At 39.4% G+C, this 16,905-nt stretch carries 11 protein-coding genes and 10 tRNA genes; 13 read left to right on the top strand and 8 right to left on the bottom strand.

Features of this window, described 5'->3' with window-relative positions; genetic code table 11:
- The 10 genes from H4J63_RS11980 to msrB all read left to right on the top strand — a co-directional run bounded on the left by H4J63_RS11980 (position 1) and on the right by msrB (position 11,891).
- On the top strand, positions 1-204 hold the full coding sequence (locus tag H4J63_RS11980) for a DUF1656 domain-containing protein (RefSeq protein ID WP_024600681.1): 204 nt from the start codon (positions 1-3) through the stop codon (positions 202-204).
- A gap of 5 nt (positions 205-209) precedes the next feature.
- On the top strand, positions 210-1,067 hold the full coding sequence (locus H4J63_RS11985; RefSeq protein WP_182196759.1) for an HlyD family secretion protein: 858 nt from the start codon (positions 210-212) through the stop codon (positions 1,065-1,067).
- A 10-nt stretch (positions 1,068-1,077) separates the two neighbouring features.
- On the top strand, positions 1,078-3,114 hold the full coding sequence (locus H4J63_RS11990) for an FUSC family protein (RefSeq protein WP_182196762.1): 2,037 nt from the start codon (positions 1,078-1,080) through the stop codon (positions 3,112-3,114).
- A gap of 76 nt (positions 3,115-3,190) precedes the next feature.
- The gene (locus tag H4J63_RS11995; RefSeq protein ID WP_182196765.1) at positions 3,191-3,922 is read left to right on the top strand and encodes an RNA methyltransferase; all 732 of its coding nucleotides are present in this window, start codon (positions 3,191-3,193) and stop codon (positions 3,920-3,922) included.
- A gap of 68 nt (positions 3,923-3,990) precedes the next feature.
- Positions 3,991-7,392: a chromosome segregation SMC family protein gene (locus H4J63_RS12000; protein ID WP_182196767.1), complete on the top strand. Its 3,402-nt coding sequence runs from the start codon at positions 3,991-3,993 to the stop codon at positions 7,390-7,392.
- 74 nt (positions 7,393-7,466) lie between these two features.
- On the top strand, positions 7,467-8,234 hold the full coding sequence (gene zipA, locus H4J63_RS12005) for a cell division protein ZipA (RefSeq protein ID WP_182196770.1): 768 nt from the start codon (positions 7,467-7,469) through the stop codon (positions 8,232-8,234).
- Positions 8,235-8,314: 80 nt separating this feature from the next.
- Positions 8,315-10,333, top strand: coding sequence for an NAD-dependent DNA ligase LigA (ligA, locus tag H4J63_RS12010; RefSeq protein WP_170072197.1), 2,019 nt, complete (start codon positions 8,315-8,317; stop codon positions 10,331-10,333).
- Between the two features lie 10 nt (positions 10,334-10,343).
- A complete protein-coding gene (locus tag H4J63_RS12015) occupies positions 10,344-10,862 on the top strand; it encodes a DUF2919 domain-containing protein (RefSeq protein ID WP_076924847.1) in 519 nt (172 codons plus the stop codon).
- A 2-nt stretch (positions 10,863-10,864) separates the two neighbouring features.
- A complete protein-coding gene (locus tag H4J63_RS12020; protein WP_024600688.1) occupies positions 10,865-11,305 on the top strand; it encodes a hypothetical protein in 441 nt (146 codons plus the stop codon).
- A 145-nt stretch (positions 11,306-11,450) separates the two neighbouring features.
- Positions 11,451-11,891: a peptide-methionine (R)-S-oxide reductase MsrB gene (gene msrB, locus H4J63_RS12025; RefSeq protein WP_024600689.1), complete on the top strand. Its 441-nt coding sequence runs from the start codon at positions 11,451-11,453 to the stop codon at positions 11,889-11,891.
- 4 nt (positions 11,892-11,895) lie between these two features.
- Here msrB and H4J63_RS12030 read toward each other — a convergent pair whose 3' ends face one another.
- The 8 genes from H4J63_RS12030 to H4J63_RS12065 all read right to left on the bottom strand — a co-directional run bounded on the left by H4J63_RS12030 (position 11,896) and on the right by H4J63_RS12065 (position 15,187).
- Positions 11,896-13,542 (bottom strand): tetratricopeptide repeat-containing response regulator, encoded by a 1,647-nt coding sequence (locus H4J63_RS12030; RefSeq protein WP_182196772.1) that lies wholly within the window; start codon positions 13,540-13,542, stop codon positions 11,896-11,898.
- 506 nt (positions 13,543-14,048) lie between these two features.
- Positions 14,049-14,124 (bottom strand) — tRNA-Val (locus H4J63_RS12035).
- 61 nt (positions 14,125-14,185) lie between these two features.
- A tRNA-Val gene (locus tag H4J63_RS12040) sits at positions 14,186-14,261 on the bottom strand.
- Between the two features lie 32 nt (positions 14,262-14,293).
- A tRNA-Val gene (locus H4J63_RS12045) sits at positions 14,294-14,369 on the bottom strand.
- A 48-nt stretch (positions 14,370-14,417) separates the two neighbouring features.
- Positions 14,418-14,493 (bottom strand) — tRNA-Val (locus tag H4J63_RS12050).
- A gap of 153 nt (positions 14,494-14,646) precedes the next feature.
- Positions 14,647-14,722 (bottom strand) — tRNA-Val (locus H4J63_RS12055).
- 161 nt (positions 14,723-14,883) lie between these two features.
- Positions 14,884-14,959 (bottom strand) — tRNA-Val (locus H4J63_RS12060).
- 152 nt (positions 14,960-15,111) lie between these two features.
- Positions 15,112-15,187 (bottom strand) — tRNA-Val (locus H4J63_RS12065).
- Between the two features lie 1,174 nt (positions 15,188-16,361).
- Between H4J63_RS12065 and H4J63_RS12070 the strand changes: the two genes are divergently transcribed.
- The 3 genes from H4J63_RS12070 to H4J63_RS12080 all read left to right on the top strand — a co-directional run bounded on the left by H4J63_RS12070 (position 16,362) and on the right by H4J63_RS12080 (position 16,770).
- Positions 16,362-16,437: transfer RNA gene (locus H4J63_RS12070), tRNA-Ala, on the top strand.
- 37 nt (positions 16,438-16,474) lie between these two features.
- Positions 16,475-16,550, top strand: a tRNA-Glu gene (locus H4J63_RS12075).
- Between the two features lie 144 nt (positions 16,551-16,694).
- A tRNA-Glu gene (locus H4J63_RS12080) sits at positions 16,695-16,770 on the top strand.
- Positions 16,771-16,905: the final 135 nt, after the last annotated feature.

Raw genomic sequence — 16,905 nt, forward strand, 5'->3', positions numbered from 1 at the left:
ATGCTGCAAGCTGTTGTTTTAGGCGGGGTAGAGTTTAGCCCTTTGATTATTTACTTTCCTATCGCTTTTATTTTAACAGCCATTACACGTTTTATATTACATCGTTTAGATTGGCACGACCGTATTTGGAAGGTGGCTTGGTTTGAGGTGTCTTTATTTATTTGTTATTTGGCCTTAACCGTTTACCTACTCAGTGGAAGATAAATTAGATGACAAAATATCTACGTACACTTTTAACCATAATCGTTGTTATAGCCGCTGTATTTGCTGGACGATGGGTATGGACTGATTACATGCATACTCCTTGGACTCGAGACGGCCGTATTCGAGCTGAAGTAGTCACCGTTTCGCCCGATGTGTCGGGATGGGTAACTGGGCTAAACATTAAAGATGGTCAAAATATAAAAAAAGGTGACTTACTTTTTAGTGTTGACAACAAACGCTACCAAGCGGCACTTGATAGGAGTAAAGCGACTACTGAAAATACTTTATACACCTGGGAGTTGGCAAAACATAAACTAGAGCGCCGAAAAGGTTTAAACACTCAGCAAGCAATTAGTGAAGAAGGGCTTGAGTCAACACGCATTAATTCAAAAATAGCAAAAGCCAATTATGAACTTGCAAAAACAGATCAAGCTATAGCTCAACTTAACTTTGATAGAACAAAAGTGTATGCCCCCGTTAGTGGGCAAATTATTAATTTAAACTTACGCCAAGGTAATTACGTAGCTCAAGGCACATCAGTATTTGCCATTGTAAAATCAGGCTCGTTTTACGTTACGGGTTACTTTGAAGAAACTAAAATTCCTTTAATACATGATAATCAAAAAGCTAAAATATCACTGTTAAGCGGTGGCAAGGCTTTAGGCCATGTGATTAGTGTGGGTAAAGCTATTGCAAATACAAACACACAAAGTAATACACAACTTTTACCCGTGGTGCAGCAAACATTTAATTGGGTGCGTTTATCTCAGCGAATTCCTGTTGATATAAAGCTAGATTCGGTGCCAGAGGATATACAACTTAGCGCCGGAATGACCGCCACAATACATCTAAATACTCAATAGGGAGAATGCTTTGGGTGATGTATTGAGGAATTTGTTTTTTCCTAAAAAACAGGCAATTATTTTTGCTGTTAAGGGCGTTATTGCGATGGTAATGGCGCTGACTATTGCTATGTCGCTTAATCTTGATAGACCTTATTGGGCGCTAGTATCAGCTATATTTTTGCAATTACGTCCACAAAGCGGACTCGTTATTGAAAAAGCAATATGCCAAATAATAGGCACCATAATAGGTGGTTTATTTGGCATACTGCTTTTAACCCAGTTAATTCTTTATCCTTATTTAGCGTTAAGTGCACTTGCTTTATGGTTAGGGGTAAACTCTGCGTTATCGGCAATGGTGCGCCAAGCAAACTTTATTTATGCATTTGCTATGGCAGGGGTTACCGCCGCTATTATTGTACTTTTAGTTATGGTTACACCGGCAATGGTGAGCAGTCAAAGTATATTTGATATTGCTCAGGCGCGAGTAAGCGAAATAGTGATTGGGTCGATTTGTGCGGGCATTGTTAGCCATTTATTTTGGCCAGTAAAAGTTAAACATTTACTGCAAGCACAAGCACGGTCGGTTATAAATCAAACTTTAGATTATTTAGTAACGGAACTTGATTCTAAAGGATCGCACGAAAATCGCCATCACCAAATAGATGGCATTATGGCAACGTTAGGGTCTATAAACGAAGACTCTAGCGCAGTGAGGTACGAAGGACCGAAAGGCCCCGGACGCTCGCGTGCGGCAAATCAATTGTCGCAAAAAGTACTTTCTTTACTGGCTTCAATTCAAATAATTGGTCGCCTACAACGAAACCACTCAGACCTCATTACTCCTACATTAGACAAATTAATAAGTAAACTTAAAAACGTATTCGCACAAATTAAAGAATCTGACGATTTTGATTACTGCGCCGAGCAGATTAAAGCCCTGCGCAAAGAGCTAACCGACTATAGAGCAAATACGGTGTGTGATTCGCCATTTGAATCTCACATGCTCAATGTGAGCATGGAAGTGGCTAACGATTTAACAATTTTACTGCGGGCTTACAGAGCTTTAGAACAACGCGATAAAACATTGTTAAATGCACCTAGTATGCTTACATATCGCGACCCATTGGCTGGCATTATAGTAGGGTTCAGAACTGCTTTGGTCTTTTCTATCGGCGCATTTATTTGGGTTAATACAGGGTCTTCAGCTGCATTATTAATAATGATTTTACCGGTGATTTTTTCGATAATGTTAGCGCGAATACCGTTAGCTATTTTGCAGGTGGTAATAAAACGTTTATTGGCAGGTATAATTGTTGCTACTTTTGTGACTGTTTTTTATGCGCTAAATTTACTGTCGCAAAGTGGTGGGCAACTAGAAATATTATTACTTGTATTAGCGGGTCCGTATTTTCTTGGTTTACTGCTTTTAGCTGAGCAACAAACATTGCCATACGGCTTAGGGTTTTGTATTCCATTTACTATTTTGGTTAGACCCAGCACGGATATGAGCCTAGCGTTTTCAATTGATTATACATTAAGCTCTGCAATCGCTATTTTTGCTGGCGTGAGTATTTTATTTTGGATTTTTCAGTTATTTACCGGCCCCAGTGTTCAGTTACTTGTTCATCGTGTTTTTAAAGCAACTTACAAAGATTTACTCGAAATAAATACTCATCAAACTCCTACTATTTGGTATAACCGCCGCATGGCAGATAGATTAATACGCTTAACTAATTATGATCAGGGCTCACACACACGGGCCATTACTGACCTTGCATTAACAGGTTTAAACTTAGGGCATGCTTCAATACGATTAAACTCAATTTGCGAGAACCTTGCTGGTGGTACCACACTCAAATATTTAAATGAGTGGCAACGCACGTTGGCTAGTGCATTTATGTTGGCAACCAAAGGCAAGTTTGATGAAAACTTTAAGCAAGCGTCTGATGATCTTTATAACGAATTAGCAGCAACCGTTGATGATTCAAACCAATTAGAAGCAATTAAAGGTATGTTTATTCGTATTAACCTGACCTTTGAAAGAAGTGCCAGCAAGATTAATTAACCCTATTCGCTGCTTTTCGAGTTCAGATGTTATAACGAAATCTGTTATACTTAATGGACAATTTTATGGGGCTGTTATGATTTCAAAAAACCAACTCAAACTTATTCGCCAACTTGGCCAAAAAAAGTACCGAAAGCAATATAATCAATACCTTGTACAGGGTGAAAAAAACGTACTTGAGTTATTAAACAGCCCATTAAATGCGGTTAATATTTTTGCTACGAACGAATTTATAAATGCGTATCAAGGTGAGTATCAGCACGCTAATTTTATTGAAGCGGATGAAGAGACCCTCACTAAAGCCAGCACGCTAGTTAGCAATAATGCAGCCATTGCTATAGTTGATATGCCAAATGCAGAGCTACCTAAAGCAAGTGGCTTAATACTCGCGCTTGATGGCGTATCAGACCCTGGTAACTTAGGCACAATAATTAGAGTGGCAGACTGGTACGGTATTAAACATATAGTAACTAGCACCGACAGCGCTGACGCTTACAACCCTAAAACAATTAGCGCCACAATGGGCTCATTTGTAAGGGTATCGGTAAGCCAAGTAGATTTACCTGATTACTTACGCTCTTTAAAGTTACCTGTTTACGGTGCTTTTTTAGATGGACAAAGTGTACATAAAACCCAATTTACGGACTCAGGCGTTTTACTAATGGGCAGTGAATCGCATGGAATACGCGAGCAGTGTGCAAAATTAGTGAGCGACAAAATAACCATACCTGCTTTTGGCGGTGCAGAGTCGCTAAATGTGGCAATGGCCACCGGTATTATTTTAGATAACTTTAAACGCCAAGCTTAACAATTTAACTATTTATGAGTTAAATTGTTTGTAGTCAATAACAATAATAAATTGGTAATAACAATAAGATGCGCTTAAGCACTATTAAATTAGCGGGCTTCAAATCGTTTGTAGAGCCCACTAAAATTCCATTTCCTGATCAAATGACATGTGTTGTAGGCCCTAATGGCTGTGGCAAATCTAACGTTATTGATGCAGTGCGATGGGTGCTAGGTGAAAGCTCTGCTAAAAATCTGCGTGGCGATGCCATGACCGACGTTATTTTTAATGGTTCAACTAATCGAAAAGCCATATCGCAAGCCTCTGTAGAGCTTGTTTTTGATAACGATAAAGGTAGCCCTTCAAATACATTTGCCGATCGAAACCAAATTGCCATTAAGCGTCTAGTAACGCGCGACGGACAGTCACTGTATTTTTTAAACGGTAGTAAATGTCGTAAGCGCGATATTACCGATATATTTTTAGGTACCGGTCTTGGTCCGCGAAGTTACGCAATTATTGAGCAAGGGATGATCTCGCGCTTAATAGAAAGTAAACCACAAGAATTACGCGTATTTTTAGAAGAAGCCGCCGGCGTTTCTAAATACAAAGAACGCCGCCGCGAAACCCAAACACGTATTAAAAGCACCCGCGAAAACCTTGAGCGTTTACTTGATGTGCGTAAAGAGCTGCAAAGCCAGTTAGATAAATTAGCTGTGCAGTCGGTTGATGCAAAAAAATACCGGGAGCTAAAAGCGCAAGAACGCATGCTAAAAGGGCAAATTGCGGTTTTAAAATGGCAAAAGTTACACCAGCAGCAATTAGAAAAAAGTACTCAAATTAAAAAACTGAACGACCAAGTTTCGTTTTTTAAAACCGCTAACTCAGGGCATGACGATGTACTTGCAAGCTTAGAAGGTCAAGTACAAGCTCAGCAAGACAAATTAAGCGATGCACAGCATCAGCAACATGTAATACACACCGAGCTTACCCGCGCTGAGCAACAACAAATAAATGTAAAGCAACAAACTCAAACGCTTAAACAAAATTTAATTAAATTACAGCAGCGCCAAACTCATAGTACGGAGATTAAAACGCAGCAGCAGATTGTGTGTGAACAACTAAATGAAACCCTGCAAGAAGCAAGTGAAAACGCTTTAATGTGCGAAGAGCAAGTTAGGACGTTAACACATGAGCTTGAGGACTTATTAGCACTGAAACTGCGCCACAATACACACTGGCAAACTTTGTGTGAGCAACAGCAACAATTTAAGAATAATGCACAACTGCATAGCAGTCACATCAAACAAACTCAGCAGCAAATAAGCCACGTTAACGAGCAAATTGATCAGTCAAATGCGCAGCTTACTGACTTACAAAGTAGTGATGTAGAGCAACAATTAACAGAGCAAAAACAGCAAACACAAACATTAACTCAAGAACTTGCCGCTAAACAAACAGCGCACACGCAGTGCAGTGCTAAGCTTGAATTACAAAATGAGCTTGTTAATAACTCACAGAAGCAATATTCGACGCTTACTCAAACAATAAACGAGTTAAAAGCCAGTATAACGGGGCTTAAAAGTACATTAGGGCTTGATGAAGAAAGTGAAAGTACTCATGGTTTGTTTAATCAGCTAAGTGTTAAAGAAGGCTTTGAGCCCTTAATAGAGCAAGCACTTAAATCGCTAGAGCACTTAAATGTAAGTGAGCAGCAAGCTGATAATAGTGTGTGGCCAATGAGTGGTAAGCACATTGCTGAAAATAGCTTAGCGGCACTCATAACAAGCGGTGTTTATCCAGAACATTTAACGCGTATTGCTTATAGCGAGAGCGGTGATTTAACGCTCTTAAACGATGCTTTTTATACAGCCGTTATGGATAAAAACGGTGCTTTATATGGTCGTAACTGGCATGTAAGTGCTGATCGAAATGCAGAAAACTCATTGCTTTTAAAACATAAGCAATTGCAGGATAAAGCTCAGCAGTTAACCAATACCGAGGATGAGCTAAAACAAGTAACGCGTACTCGTGATGAACATACAGCCGAGCAAGTAAAGTTAATTAACGAGCAAAACGAGCTAAAAGAAGGCATACATGAGCTTGCGCAAAATATAGCAGTAGCCGGTACTCGCAGTGACATGCTTAAACAGCAAGTAGCGCACTTTAAGCTGCAACTAGAAAAGCTACAGCAACAAAAACAGCAATTAACTACTGTGCTTTTGCAATTAAATACCGTGCTTGATGAGCAAACAGAGCAATTTGAAGTGTTAAATGAGCAGCAACTCAACTTAACGGATGAGGTAGACACTGCAAATAGCCTGCGCTCACAAAGTGATAAAAGTTATAGCGAAGCATTAAGCATGCTTGAGCAATATAAAACGCAAGCGCATAAGGCAACGCTCTCAGAGCAAAAGGCACGCAGTGAATGGCAGTTAAGCCAAACCAAATTGAGCCATGCAGAGCAGGAGCACATTAGTGCATCTGAAGGTGCGCAAGAACTACTTAATGAAATAGAAGAGCTGCTTATACCAGAGCAAGAACTGGACGATAAAATAACGCAGCTTTTAGCGCAACATCAAAAAGGTGAGCAGGCGCTGATATTACTACAAAAAGAATTAGCTCAGGCTAAAGAAAGCTTAAATACCAAACAGGCAAGCCTTAAAAGTTCGCAAAGCGAGCTGGCGGGCTTGCAAGAGCAGCATCAAAAGTTAACAATTGAAGAGCAAAGCTTGCTAATAAAAGCGCAAGTTGCGCTCGAGCCATTAGAAGAATTGAAACAAAGCTTAAAAGCAATACTTGATGAATTACCAGATTCATTGAATTTAAGTGCGGCGCAAAATCAGTTAACCGGATTCACTAATCAGTTAAATAAATTAGGTGCAGTAAACTTAGCGGCAATAGAAGAGTTTGATTTAGCCAAAGCTCGTAGTGATTATCTTGATAATCAATTAGATGATTTAACAAAAGCGTTAAGTACCCTTGAAGGTGCAATTCGTAAAATTGATATTGAAACCAAAACACGCTTTAAAGCGACGTTCGATCAAGTTAACGAAGACTTCGCTGAACTATTTCCTAAAGTTTTTGGTGGTGGTAGTGCGTATTTAGAATTAACCAGTGACGATTTACTCGAAAGTGGTGTTAGTATAATGGCACGACCACCTGGTAAGAAAAATTCAACAATTCATTTGTTAAGTGGTGGAGAAAAAGCGCTGACCGCATTATCATTAGTGTTTTCTATATTCAGGCTCAATCCAGCTCCTTTCTGTATGCTGGACGAAGTAGATGCACCATTGGATGATGCCAACGTTGTGCGTTTTTGCCGTTTGGTTGAAGAAATGTCACAATCAGTGCAGTTTATTTATATTAGTCATAATAAAATTGCGATGGAAATGGCAGGTAGATTAACAGGTGTTACTATGGCAGAACCTGGCGTATCGCGAATGGTTGCTGTAGATATAGAGCAAGCTGTGCAACTTGCACATGCATAAATTTTTATAACAAGTATATTAGTTTTTGATTAATATACAGGTTTTAGGCATATCAAATAATAAAAGGTGAGGGGATGGCCGAACAATTAAGATGGGTTTTAATCATTATCAGTGTAGTTGTCATTGGTGGTTTATTAATACATGGATTGTGGTCTGTTAGAAAAAAAGACCGCCCAGAAGTATCTGATAACGAACGGGTTGAGCCATTACAAGAAAGCACATCAGCTTCATTTAAACCGTTTCGTACTGAGGCTGAGCCAACAGAGCCAATGCAAAACGAACGTGATGAGCCACAATTTGGTGAGCTTAACTTTGATGCAAATGAGCCGCAAATTGATACAAGCGTGCCAGAAGTGCCGATTGAAGATGACCTAGAAATAGTGGATGACCAAGAAGAAAAAGAGCAAAGCGCTGAAAATGCACCAGCTCAAATGTCTGACTTTGTTATCGTACATATTCAAATGCCAGAAGAGCTTAGCATGCAGGGTAGTAAATTATTGCCAGCAGTTAATACTTTAGGTTTTAAATATTCAGAGGAAGGCTTTTTTAATCGCCACTTAGATCCTGCTGGCCAAGGCCCTGTTTTATTTAGATTAGTAAATATGTACAACCCAGGTACGTTTGATATTGATAATATGGAACAATTTAGTACCGCTGGAGTAAGCTTATTTATGACGTTACCGTGCGACGGCGATGGCCTAGCTGCATTTAATATGTTGCACAGCGCAGCTAAAAAGTTAGCGGATGAATTTGGTGCACAAATTTTAGATGCTGAGCGAAATGAAATGACCGTAGATCGCGTAAGACAATATGTTGAGCAGGTCCGTTCTTTTTCAGCGTAAATAACGCACACATTATATTTTTATAAGCCACTGGACGGTGAATCGTCAAAGTGGCTTTTTTTATGTTTATTGAGGTTTAAATGTCTAGCAGCATTAGTGAGCAAGTTAATCATCTTCGTACTATATTAGAGCAACACAACTATAACTATTATGTGCTCGACACCCCCAGTATTCCTGATTCTGAATACGATAGGTTATTACGCGAACTAAGCGCACTAGAAACCGAGCACCCTGAATTTTTAACCGCCGACTCACCGACACAAAAAGTAGGTGGTGCAGCACTTAGTAAGTTTGAGCAAGTAGCTCACCAAGTACCCATGCTCTCACTTGATAACGCCTTTAGTGAAGAAGAATTTACTGCGTTTAATCGCCGTATTAAAGAGCGCTTAATGAGTACCGATGAGCTTACTTTTTGTTGTGAGCCAAAACTTGATGGTTTGGCTGTCTCAATTATTTATCGCGATGGTGTGCTTGTACAAGCAGCGACACGAGGTGATGGTTTTACTGGTGAAAACATTACTCAAAATGTAAAAACAATTCGTAATGTACCACTTAAGCTGCGTGGCGATTACCCGAAAGAGCTAGAAGTGCGCGGTGAAGTATTTATGGACAGCGCTGGCTTTGACAAACTAAATACTGAAGCAGAAAAACGCGGTGAAAAAGTATTTGTTAATCCGCGTAACGCAGCGGCAGGTAGTTTACGCCAACTCGACTCTAAAATTACCGCTAAACGCCCACTCATGTTTTATGCCTACAGTACCGGGCTTGTGGCTGATGGCAATATTCCTGAGGATCATTATCAGCAATTAGAAAAACTGACTGATTGGGGGCTACCTTTGTGCCCAGAAACAAAATTAGTTGAAGGTCCAAAAGCCGCGCTTGCGTACTACAGCGATATTTTAACGCGTCGCAGTGAGCTTAAATATGAAATTGATGGTGTAGTAATAAAAATCAATCAAAAGACCTTACAAGAGCGTTTAGGCTTTGTAGCACGTGCTCCTCGTTGGGCCATTGCATATAAGTTCCCGGCGCAAGAGGAAATAACCCAATTACTTGATGTTGATTTTCAAGTCGGTCGTACTGGCGCCATTACACCGGTTGCACGTTTGAAGCCTGTTTTTGTGGGTGGCGTTACCGTATCAAATGCAACGCTTCATAACAGTGATGAAGTTGCACGTTTGGGCGTCAAAGTAGGTGATACAGTTATTATTCGCCGCGCTGGGGACGTGATCCCGCAAATAACACAAGTTGTACTTGAGCGTCGCCCTGATGATGCCAGAGACATTGAATTCCCGACGACTTGCCCAATCTGTGATTCTCATGTTGAAAAGGTTGAAGGCGAAGCTGTAGCCCGGTGTACGGGTGGGCTTGTATGTCCTGCACAGCGAAAGCAAGCTATTAAGCACTTTGCTTCGCGCAAAGCGCTTGATATAGACGGTCTTGGCGATAAAATTGTTGATCAGCTAGTAGATAGAGAACTTATAAAAACACCTGCGGATTTGTTTATTTTAAAGCAAGGGCATTTTGAGTCGCTTGAACGTATGGGACCTAAGTCAGCTAAAAACTTAGTAACAGCACTTGAAGAGGCTAAAGGCACTACGCTTGCTAAGTTTTTATATTCATTGGGTATTCGTGAGGCGGGCGAGGCGACGGCACAAAATTTAGCTAATCACTTTCTAACCCTTGAAAATGTAATAAATGCCAGCATTGACAGTTTAACGCAAGTAAGTGATGTGGGCGAAATAGTAGCTGCTCATGTTCGTGGTTTTTTCGATGAGGAGCATAATTTAGCGGTTGTTAATGCGCTGATAGATCAAGGCGTAAACTGGCCAGCGTTGAGCGCACCTTCTGAGGAAGAACAACCGCTCGCTGGGCTTACATATGTGCTTACAGGTACGCTTAATACACTTAATCGCAATGATGCAAAAGCACGATTACAACAATTGGGCGCTAAGGTGTCTGGTAGCGTATCGGCTAAAACAGATGCGTTAGTGGCGGGTGAAAAAGCAGGTTCAAAACTCACAAAAGCACAAGACCTAGGCATAGACATACTAACTGAAGATGAATTAATTGAGTTGCTTATAAAGCATAACGGTTAGGAAAACGATAATGAGCCGATATGGGCCAGAATACTGGGATAAGTACGGAAGTTATCGTACGCCTATTGCATTTCATTTAAGTGTGATTGTGCTTTTACGTGGCTATTTTATTTGGGTTATAGCGGCTTTAAGCCGCAGACCTGAACTGGATTTAATGTCTTTATTTTTTAAAAATAAAAATGATTTTTTTATCGCAATAGCAATTGGAAGCGTTGCGATAATACCGACTATTTTATTTTGCTTACGCAGGCCACGAGATTCACACAGTGCGAGCGACAGGTTAGCAAAAATATGGCGACATATGCGTTGGCCCCTTATTTTATGTGCCGTTGTTGATTTAACATGGTTAAGTATTCAAGCTGCACATAGTCATTATCGGTTTTCATCTTTTTTAGCAGTACAAATGATGATTGTTTTATGGGTGCTGTGGTATTTGATGAAAAGCCGCTATTTAACTGTTTTCTTTAATGATTGGCCTGAGCCGACAGAAAAAGCATCAGAAGAAAAAAAGCGACTTAAAAAGGATTAGTTGTGGACGCTGTAAATAAAAAAATAGCGATAGCTATATCGCTAATAGGCTTAGTGCTTATTATTTTAATGATTAGCACTGATTTTTTAGAGTTTATGTGGTTTAAAGCGCTATTTGGGTTGTGGGTATTTGTTTTTTGCTCAAGCGTTTATAGGCTAACGCCTTTATTTAAATCAAGGAACAGGTTAGAGGATTTTATTCAGCGAGACGCCCAACACCTATTACTTTTTAGTTTGATGGGGTTTTTTGATAAAAAGCACGGTCCAGATTGGTTATTTATTGAGAGTATTGAACGCATAACGACAAAGGATGACGAGCTAATAATTTACAGTAATAACGAGCGCCAAATAAGTGTTAGTTTACCTGCAAAAAAAGCAGAACTAGATAGTTTTATTAAACGAATACTTACCGACTCAGAAAAGCAAAATATTACCTTTAGCTAAGGAGATTTATTTACGGCTGGGTAATTTCAGCCTTAAACGGTCAACACTCTTTAGCTGATCTTTAGAGTATTCAATAACGTAATAATTAACCGTACTTTTTATAAATTTATTAAGTATGGTTAATCAACTATTCAATGAGGCTATTATGTTGAAGTGGAATGATGTTATTAACTTTGCCACCAACGGCAATCCTACCCCAAGTAAAAAAGTAGTCAAAACTGACGAGCAGTGGCGGATGCAATTATCAGAAGATGAATATTACGTAACACGTAAAAAGGGAACAGAGCGCCCAGATAGCTCGGGTAGTTGTACATTACTTGAGCCTGGTAAGTATGTGTGTATTTGCTGTGATAATCTATTGTTTGATGCTGATGAGAAGTTTGATAGCGGTACTGGTTGGCCGTCATTTACGCAACCTGCGACAATTGAAGCGATTGGCTATGTAAGCGATACAAGCCATGGTATGGAGCGCATAGAGGTGGTTTGTAACGTGTGCGATTCGCACTTAGGCCATATTTTTCCAGATGGTCCATTACCAACGGGTTTACGTTATTGCGTTAATGCCGCATCAATGAAAAAGCTCTAATATTTTATTTACTAGCGCTTTGAATATCTAAATTCATTTCTTTTGCTATGTGCAAAATCTTATCTAAACGCTGCGTCTGATCTGCTTGTAATTTAGCTTTATCAAGAAGGACGTAGCATCTTTTCGCAAGTTCCATATTAAATGAACTACCTGATTGCTTGGTTGAATCAAATAGGCACTGTAATAAATTAAGTGCGATACTTTGATTACGAGGCATGACTCTAAACGCTTGTGTAAAAGCTTCTAGCGCAGTATTTAATTGGCCTTTATTAAATTGATTAACTGCATGGTTATTAAGCTCTTTTGGACCCATTTTAATATCGCGTCGCTCACTTTGTTGCTGCTGAATATAACGCAAGTAAGTTGTGTCGCTAACTGCAGGGTGTCTTTCACAGTGGCTAATTATTTGTGTGAATAAGGTTTGCGCCTTCTGATGAAACCCCAGTTCATGAAATGCTTTTGCTTTATCAAGTGCTCCATCAACCGATCGGATATGAGTATCGTCGTCATCAAGCTGCTCAATTAGCTTTTTCGCTTTTTGATGCTCGTCTTTTAAGTAATGAAGTCGTGCATTTAGTACATCAATCTGAGCTTGATTTGCATTATTAGGAAACTGTTTTTTTAAATCATTAATGTACTGATTTGTTTGTCTAGAAATTCGTTGAATTTGATCAGTTTGATCAGTCGTTAACGCAAAGTCGATACCGGCACGTGCTGCATTCAAATATACATCGGGGTGGTCGTGTATTGAGTGCTTTGCAAAGGTGGCTATATCTTTTTGAGTTAAATAGCTTTTTTCGTAGTCGTGATTAATTAGCGACACATTACTTAACGATTTTTGGCGTGTGATGTTTCGCGGTGCAATGTCTGCTGCTTGACTTAAAAAGCTTTGTGCTAGCTCAAACTGATTTAGCTTTATTTCTAATCTGCCCAACAAATCAAGGGCTACTAAACGAGTTTCTTGGCGCTCTAACATTGTCTTGAGCATTCGCTGCGCCAAAATATGTTCGTTATTCGCTATAAGTGCCTCTACTAAACCTACTTTTGCCCAAGCAAATTTTTGAATATCGAGAACAGACTTAAAAAAGTCTTTTGCATCTTGAGCACGCTTTAAGCGAAGTAGGGCATCGCCTTTTAAGCGAAGTAGGATAGGACTGTAATTATTATTTTTTTTATCCAGAGCGGTATCAATAAATTTAATAGCTTTTGAATCGTTACCATCATCAATTAATGAATACACTGTTTGTAAGTCGTGTTTACGCTTTAAGATTCGTTCAATGCGTGTTTTAAGCTCTTGTACTGTAAAAGGCTTAACTAAAAAGTCATCTGGCTGCAGCTCAAGAACACTATGAACGAGTGAGCCACTTGTTTCTGCTGAGATAAAAATAAAGCCAGTCGAACTTTTTATGAGCTGCTTTACACGTAGCTCTTCATAAAGCTGGTAGCCATCTTGGTGTTTGTTTAAGTTGAATGAGCAAACTATTAGATCAAATTCTTCACTTAAACACTGCTCTTTTGCAGAGTTTGCATGATCAGCAAAGCGCAACTGCCGAAAGCCAAGCCTTTCTAACGATTGTTTCATATAGCTTTGAGCAAGTGGCTGCTCCTCTACTATAAGTATTTTGGCTTTTGAATAGATCTTAGTTGGCATTGGCTTAAGCGTAATTGTATTTAACACAGACTATAATCAACAGTTTAACTCCTTACAAGGGAATTTAAATGATAGCTGTATTTATTAGGTACTTAACTTTGTCTAATACGTTTATCTAACTTCGAAAGTACTGAGCCGAATAGCATAATTAAAAACTAAATAAGTAAAATGGAAACGCTATATTTGATGAGCGCTTTGATATGGTAATTTAGATTTTAATAAAAATATGAAATGTATTTAAGGTAAAAAGAGGAGTTAAACGTATTTAATATGGGAAAAAGTTATTACTAGAGAGGTTATCTGATGGTATTTATATGTGGTGGGTGATTACTTGGCTTGATATCAGTGATCCTCGCCATTACTTGTAAAGGGTGGTGATGCTCTTTTTCTTACGGCTAAGTTAATTACATACGATTTATATATTGAGTTTTTATAAAGTTCTTAAATGTATTTAATATGAAAAGAAAGAGTCATTACTAGAGAAGTTATCTGATGGTATTTATATGTGGTGGGTGATACTGGACTTGAACCAGTGACCCTCGCCTTGTAAGGGCGATGCTCTCCCAACTGAGCTAATCACCCACATATAATAGGTATGCCTGTTATTTAATTCTTTATTATCAATTGACCGCTTGATGTAATTTGGTGGGTGATACTGGACTTGAACCAGTGACCCTCGCCTTGTAAGGGCGATGCTCTCCCAACTGAGCTAATCACCCAAATTACATTTTAATATGCACCATTCTAAGAATGGTGGGTCGTACTGGACTTGAACCAGTGACCCTCGCCTTGTAAGGGCGATGCTCTCCCAACTGAGCTAACGACCCATATTAAATTTTAAAACGCGACTATTGATACAATAATAGGTTTATATGTGGTGGGTGATACTGGACTTGAACCAGTGACCCTCGCCTTGTAAGGGCGATGCTCTCCCAACTGAGCTAATCACCCACATATAAATTAAAACGCTACTATTAAAATAAATAGTACTGGACTTTAACCAGTGAACCTCGCCGTTACTTCTAAATAGCGGTGATGCTCTCTTTTTTCTAACTGAGCTAACGACCCATTTAGATTTTCTTGTAATATGCACCATTTAAAAAATGGTGGGTCGTACTGGACTTGAACCAGTGACCCTCGCCTTGTAAGGGCGATGCTCTCCCAACTGAGCTAACGACCCATATTACATGCTACTACCGATATAGATAGTACTGGACTTTAACCAGTGAACTTCGCCATCTATTATAAAAGGCGGTGATGCTCTCTTTTCTTGTAACTGAGCTAACGACCCATATTACAATTTTAAAACACGACTATTAATATAGTAATAGGTTTTATATGTGGTGGGTGATACTGGACTTGAACCAGTGACCCTCGCCTTGTAAGGGCGATGCTCTCCCAACTGAGCTAATCACCCACATATAAATTAAAACGCTACTATTAAATAAATAGTACTGGACTTTAACCAGTGAACTTTGCCGTTACTTGTAAGTAGCGGTAATGCTCTCTATTTTCTAACTGAGCTTATGACCCATATAGAATTTAGATGTGAACACTTTAACTAAAAAGTGGTGGGTGATACTGGACTTGAACCAGTGACCCTCGCCTTGTAAGGGCGATGCTCTCCCAACTGAGCTAATCACCCACATCTAAACAACATTGCATTGCTGCGTTGTTGTGGGGCGCTATTATAGATAGAGTTGGAAATGTGTCAACACTTGAATGATAAAAATGTGCTGAATGAAGGTTTTATAAACAATAGGATATGGTTGAAGTCTATTTTATCATCAAATTTGATATTGCAGTTCAATTAAGCACCTAAAAGTGAGTAGGGAATTGTACTTTATTAACCTTAAATTTAGTTTTACGATACTCATTGTTTTTTTACTGGAGTCGTTTTTATGATTATGAGCAAGATGGATTAATATTAGGGCGAGTTATTTAGTGAATAGAGCGGTCCTTTAAAAATGAATTTAATCTAAACTTCCCAAAACAAATGCTATTTCAGCATTCTAAACTCTATTTTTGTACTTACTTTATTTTTATAAGCCAACCTAGCCATCTCGTAAATACGTATTCCTCGCTACTAGCCTTCGGATTAAGACTAAATAGATCACATATAACTAGGGCGTGTTGACCTTTGTGGATTCAAATTTGTTCAATCTAGGACGATTAAATCGCGGCGCGAGGTTTGTAACCTAGTGGGCTCGGTAACTGCTCCTGCGTTACCCTAATGGCTTACATCCATGTAAGAATAAGTAAAAACCGAGCAAAGCTTCCGCTTCACCCACCAAAGATCAACCCGCCCTGAAGTTTTATACATAGAATTACGAAGCAACAGTGCTCTTTTAAAAATGCTCTTTAAACAATAATCGAATTTTTTAGTACGAGTTACGCTGGTTATTAAGCAAGTAAAGGCTGCGGGTACTCTCAAACCCACATTTAAGTTTTGGTTATTATAAGCAATTGTAACTTTTAAAAGATTAAGGCGATTGGCGGGGCCTTAATTGGTAGTTTTTAGATAAGTTTAATTTGCATATAAATGTATACCTTTGCTTTGATGCAATTTTGTTTCATTAAATGGGGGAGTGGGGGCTATTGAGTATTCGCTGCAATATAGTGATGTTATTATAAGCAGTAGGGTTAGAATCTTATTCAAATTGTATTTTTTAGCACGCTTGATAGCCAGTTTGTTGAAAATTAAACCATTTAAATAAAGCTAGGTAAAAAACTGTTGACTTTATTTTGGGTGGTGCATAGAATGCGCCCCGCACTAAGCGATACACGATGTGTTTATCACGACGCGTATTGATTAAGTTGGGGCCATAGCTCAGCTGGGAGAGCGCTTCGCTGGCAGTGAAGAGGTCTGCGGTTCGATCCCGCATGGCTCCACCAAAAATTAGTGTTTTGTCCTAGGGTAGCAGTTTTCTGTGTCCCCATCGTCTAGAGGCCTAGGACACCGCCCTTTCACGGCGGTAACAGGGGTTCGAATCCCCTTGGGGACGCCACTTAACTTTTATTAGTTAAAGGCGGTTTTACCGAGAAAATAGCGTCACAATTAAAGCTCGAGTCTTTACTTGTATTAAACGCAATTACCTTAAAGCTCATGATGTGAGTTAAACTTATCAACTGTCCTAGTGACACATTTATGTGTCCCCATCGTCTAGAGGCCTAGGACACCGCCCTTTCACGGCGGTAACAGGGGTTCGAATCCCCTTGGGGACGCCACTTACTTATTTTAATAGGGAAGTGTAGTGTTATTAAGAAAGCTCGCCTGAAACGAGTCTAAAAATTCAGTTGTCCTAGTGACACATTTATGTGTCCCCATCGTCTAGAGGCCTAGGACACCGCCCTTTCACGGCG

It is taken from the genome of Pseudoalteromonas sp. 5Ae-yellow (genome assembly GCF_014077565.1).
Classification (GTDB): domain Bacteria; phylum Pseudomonadota; class Gammaproteobacteria; order Enterobacterales; family Alteromonadaceae; genus Pseudoalteromonas.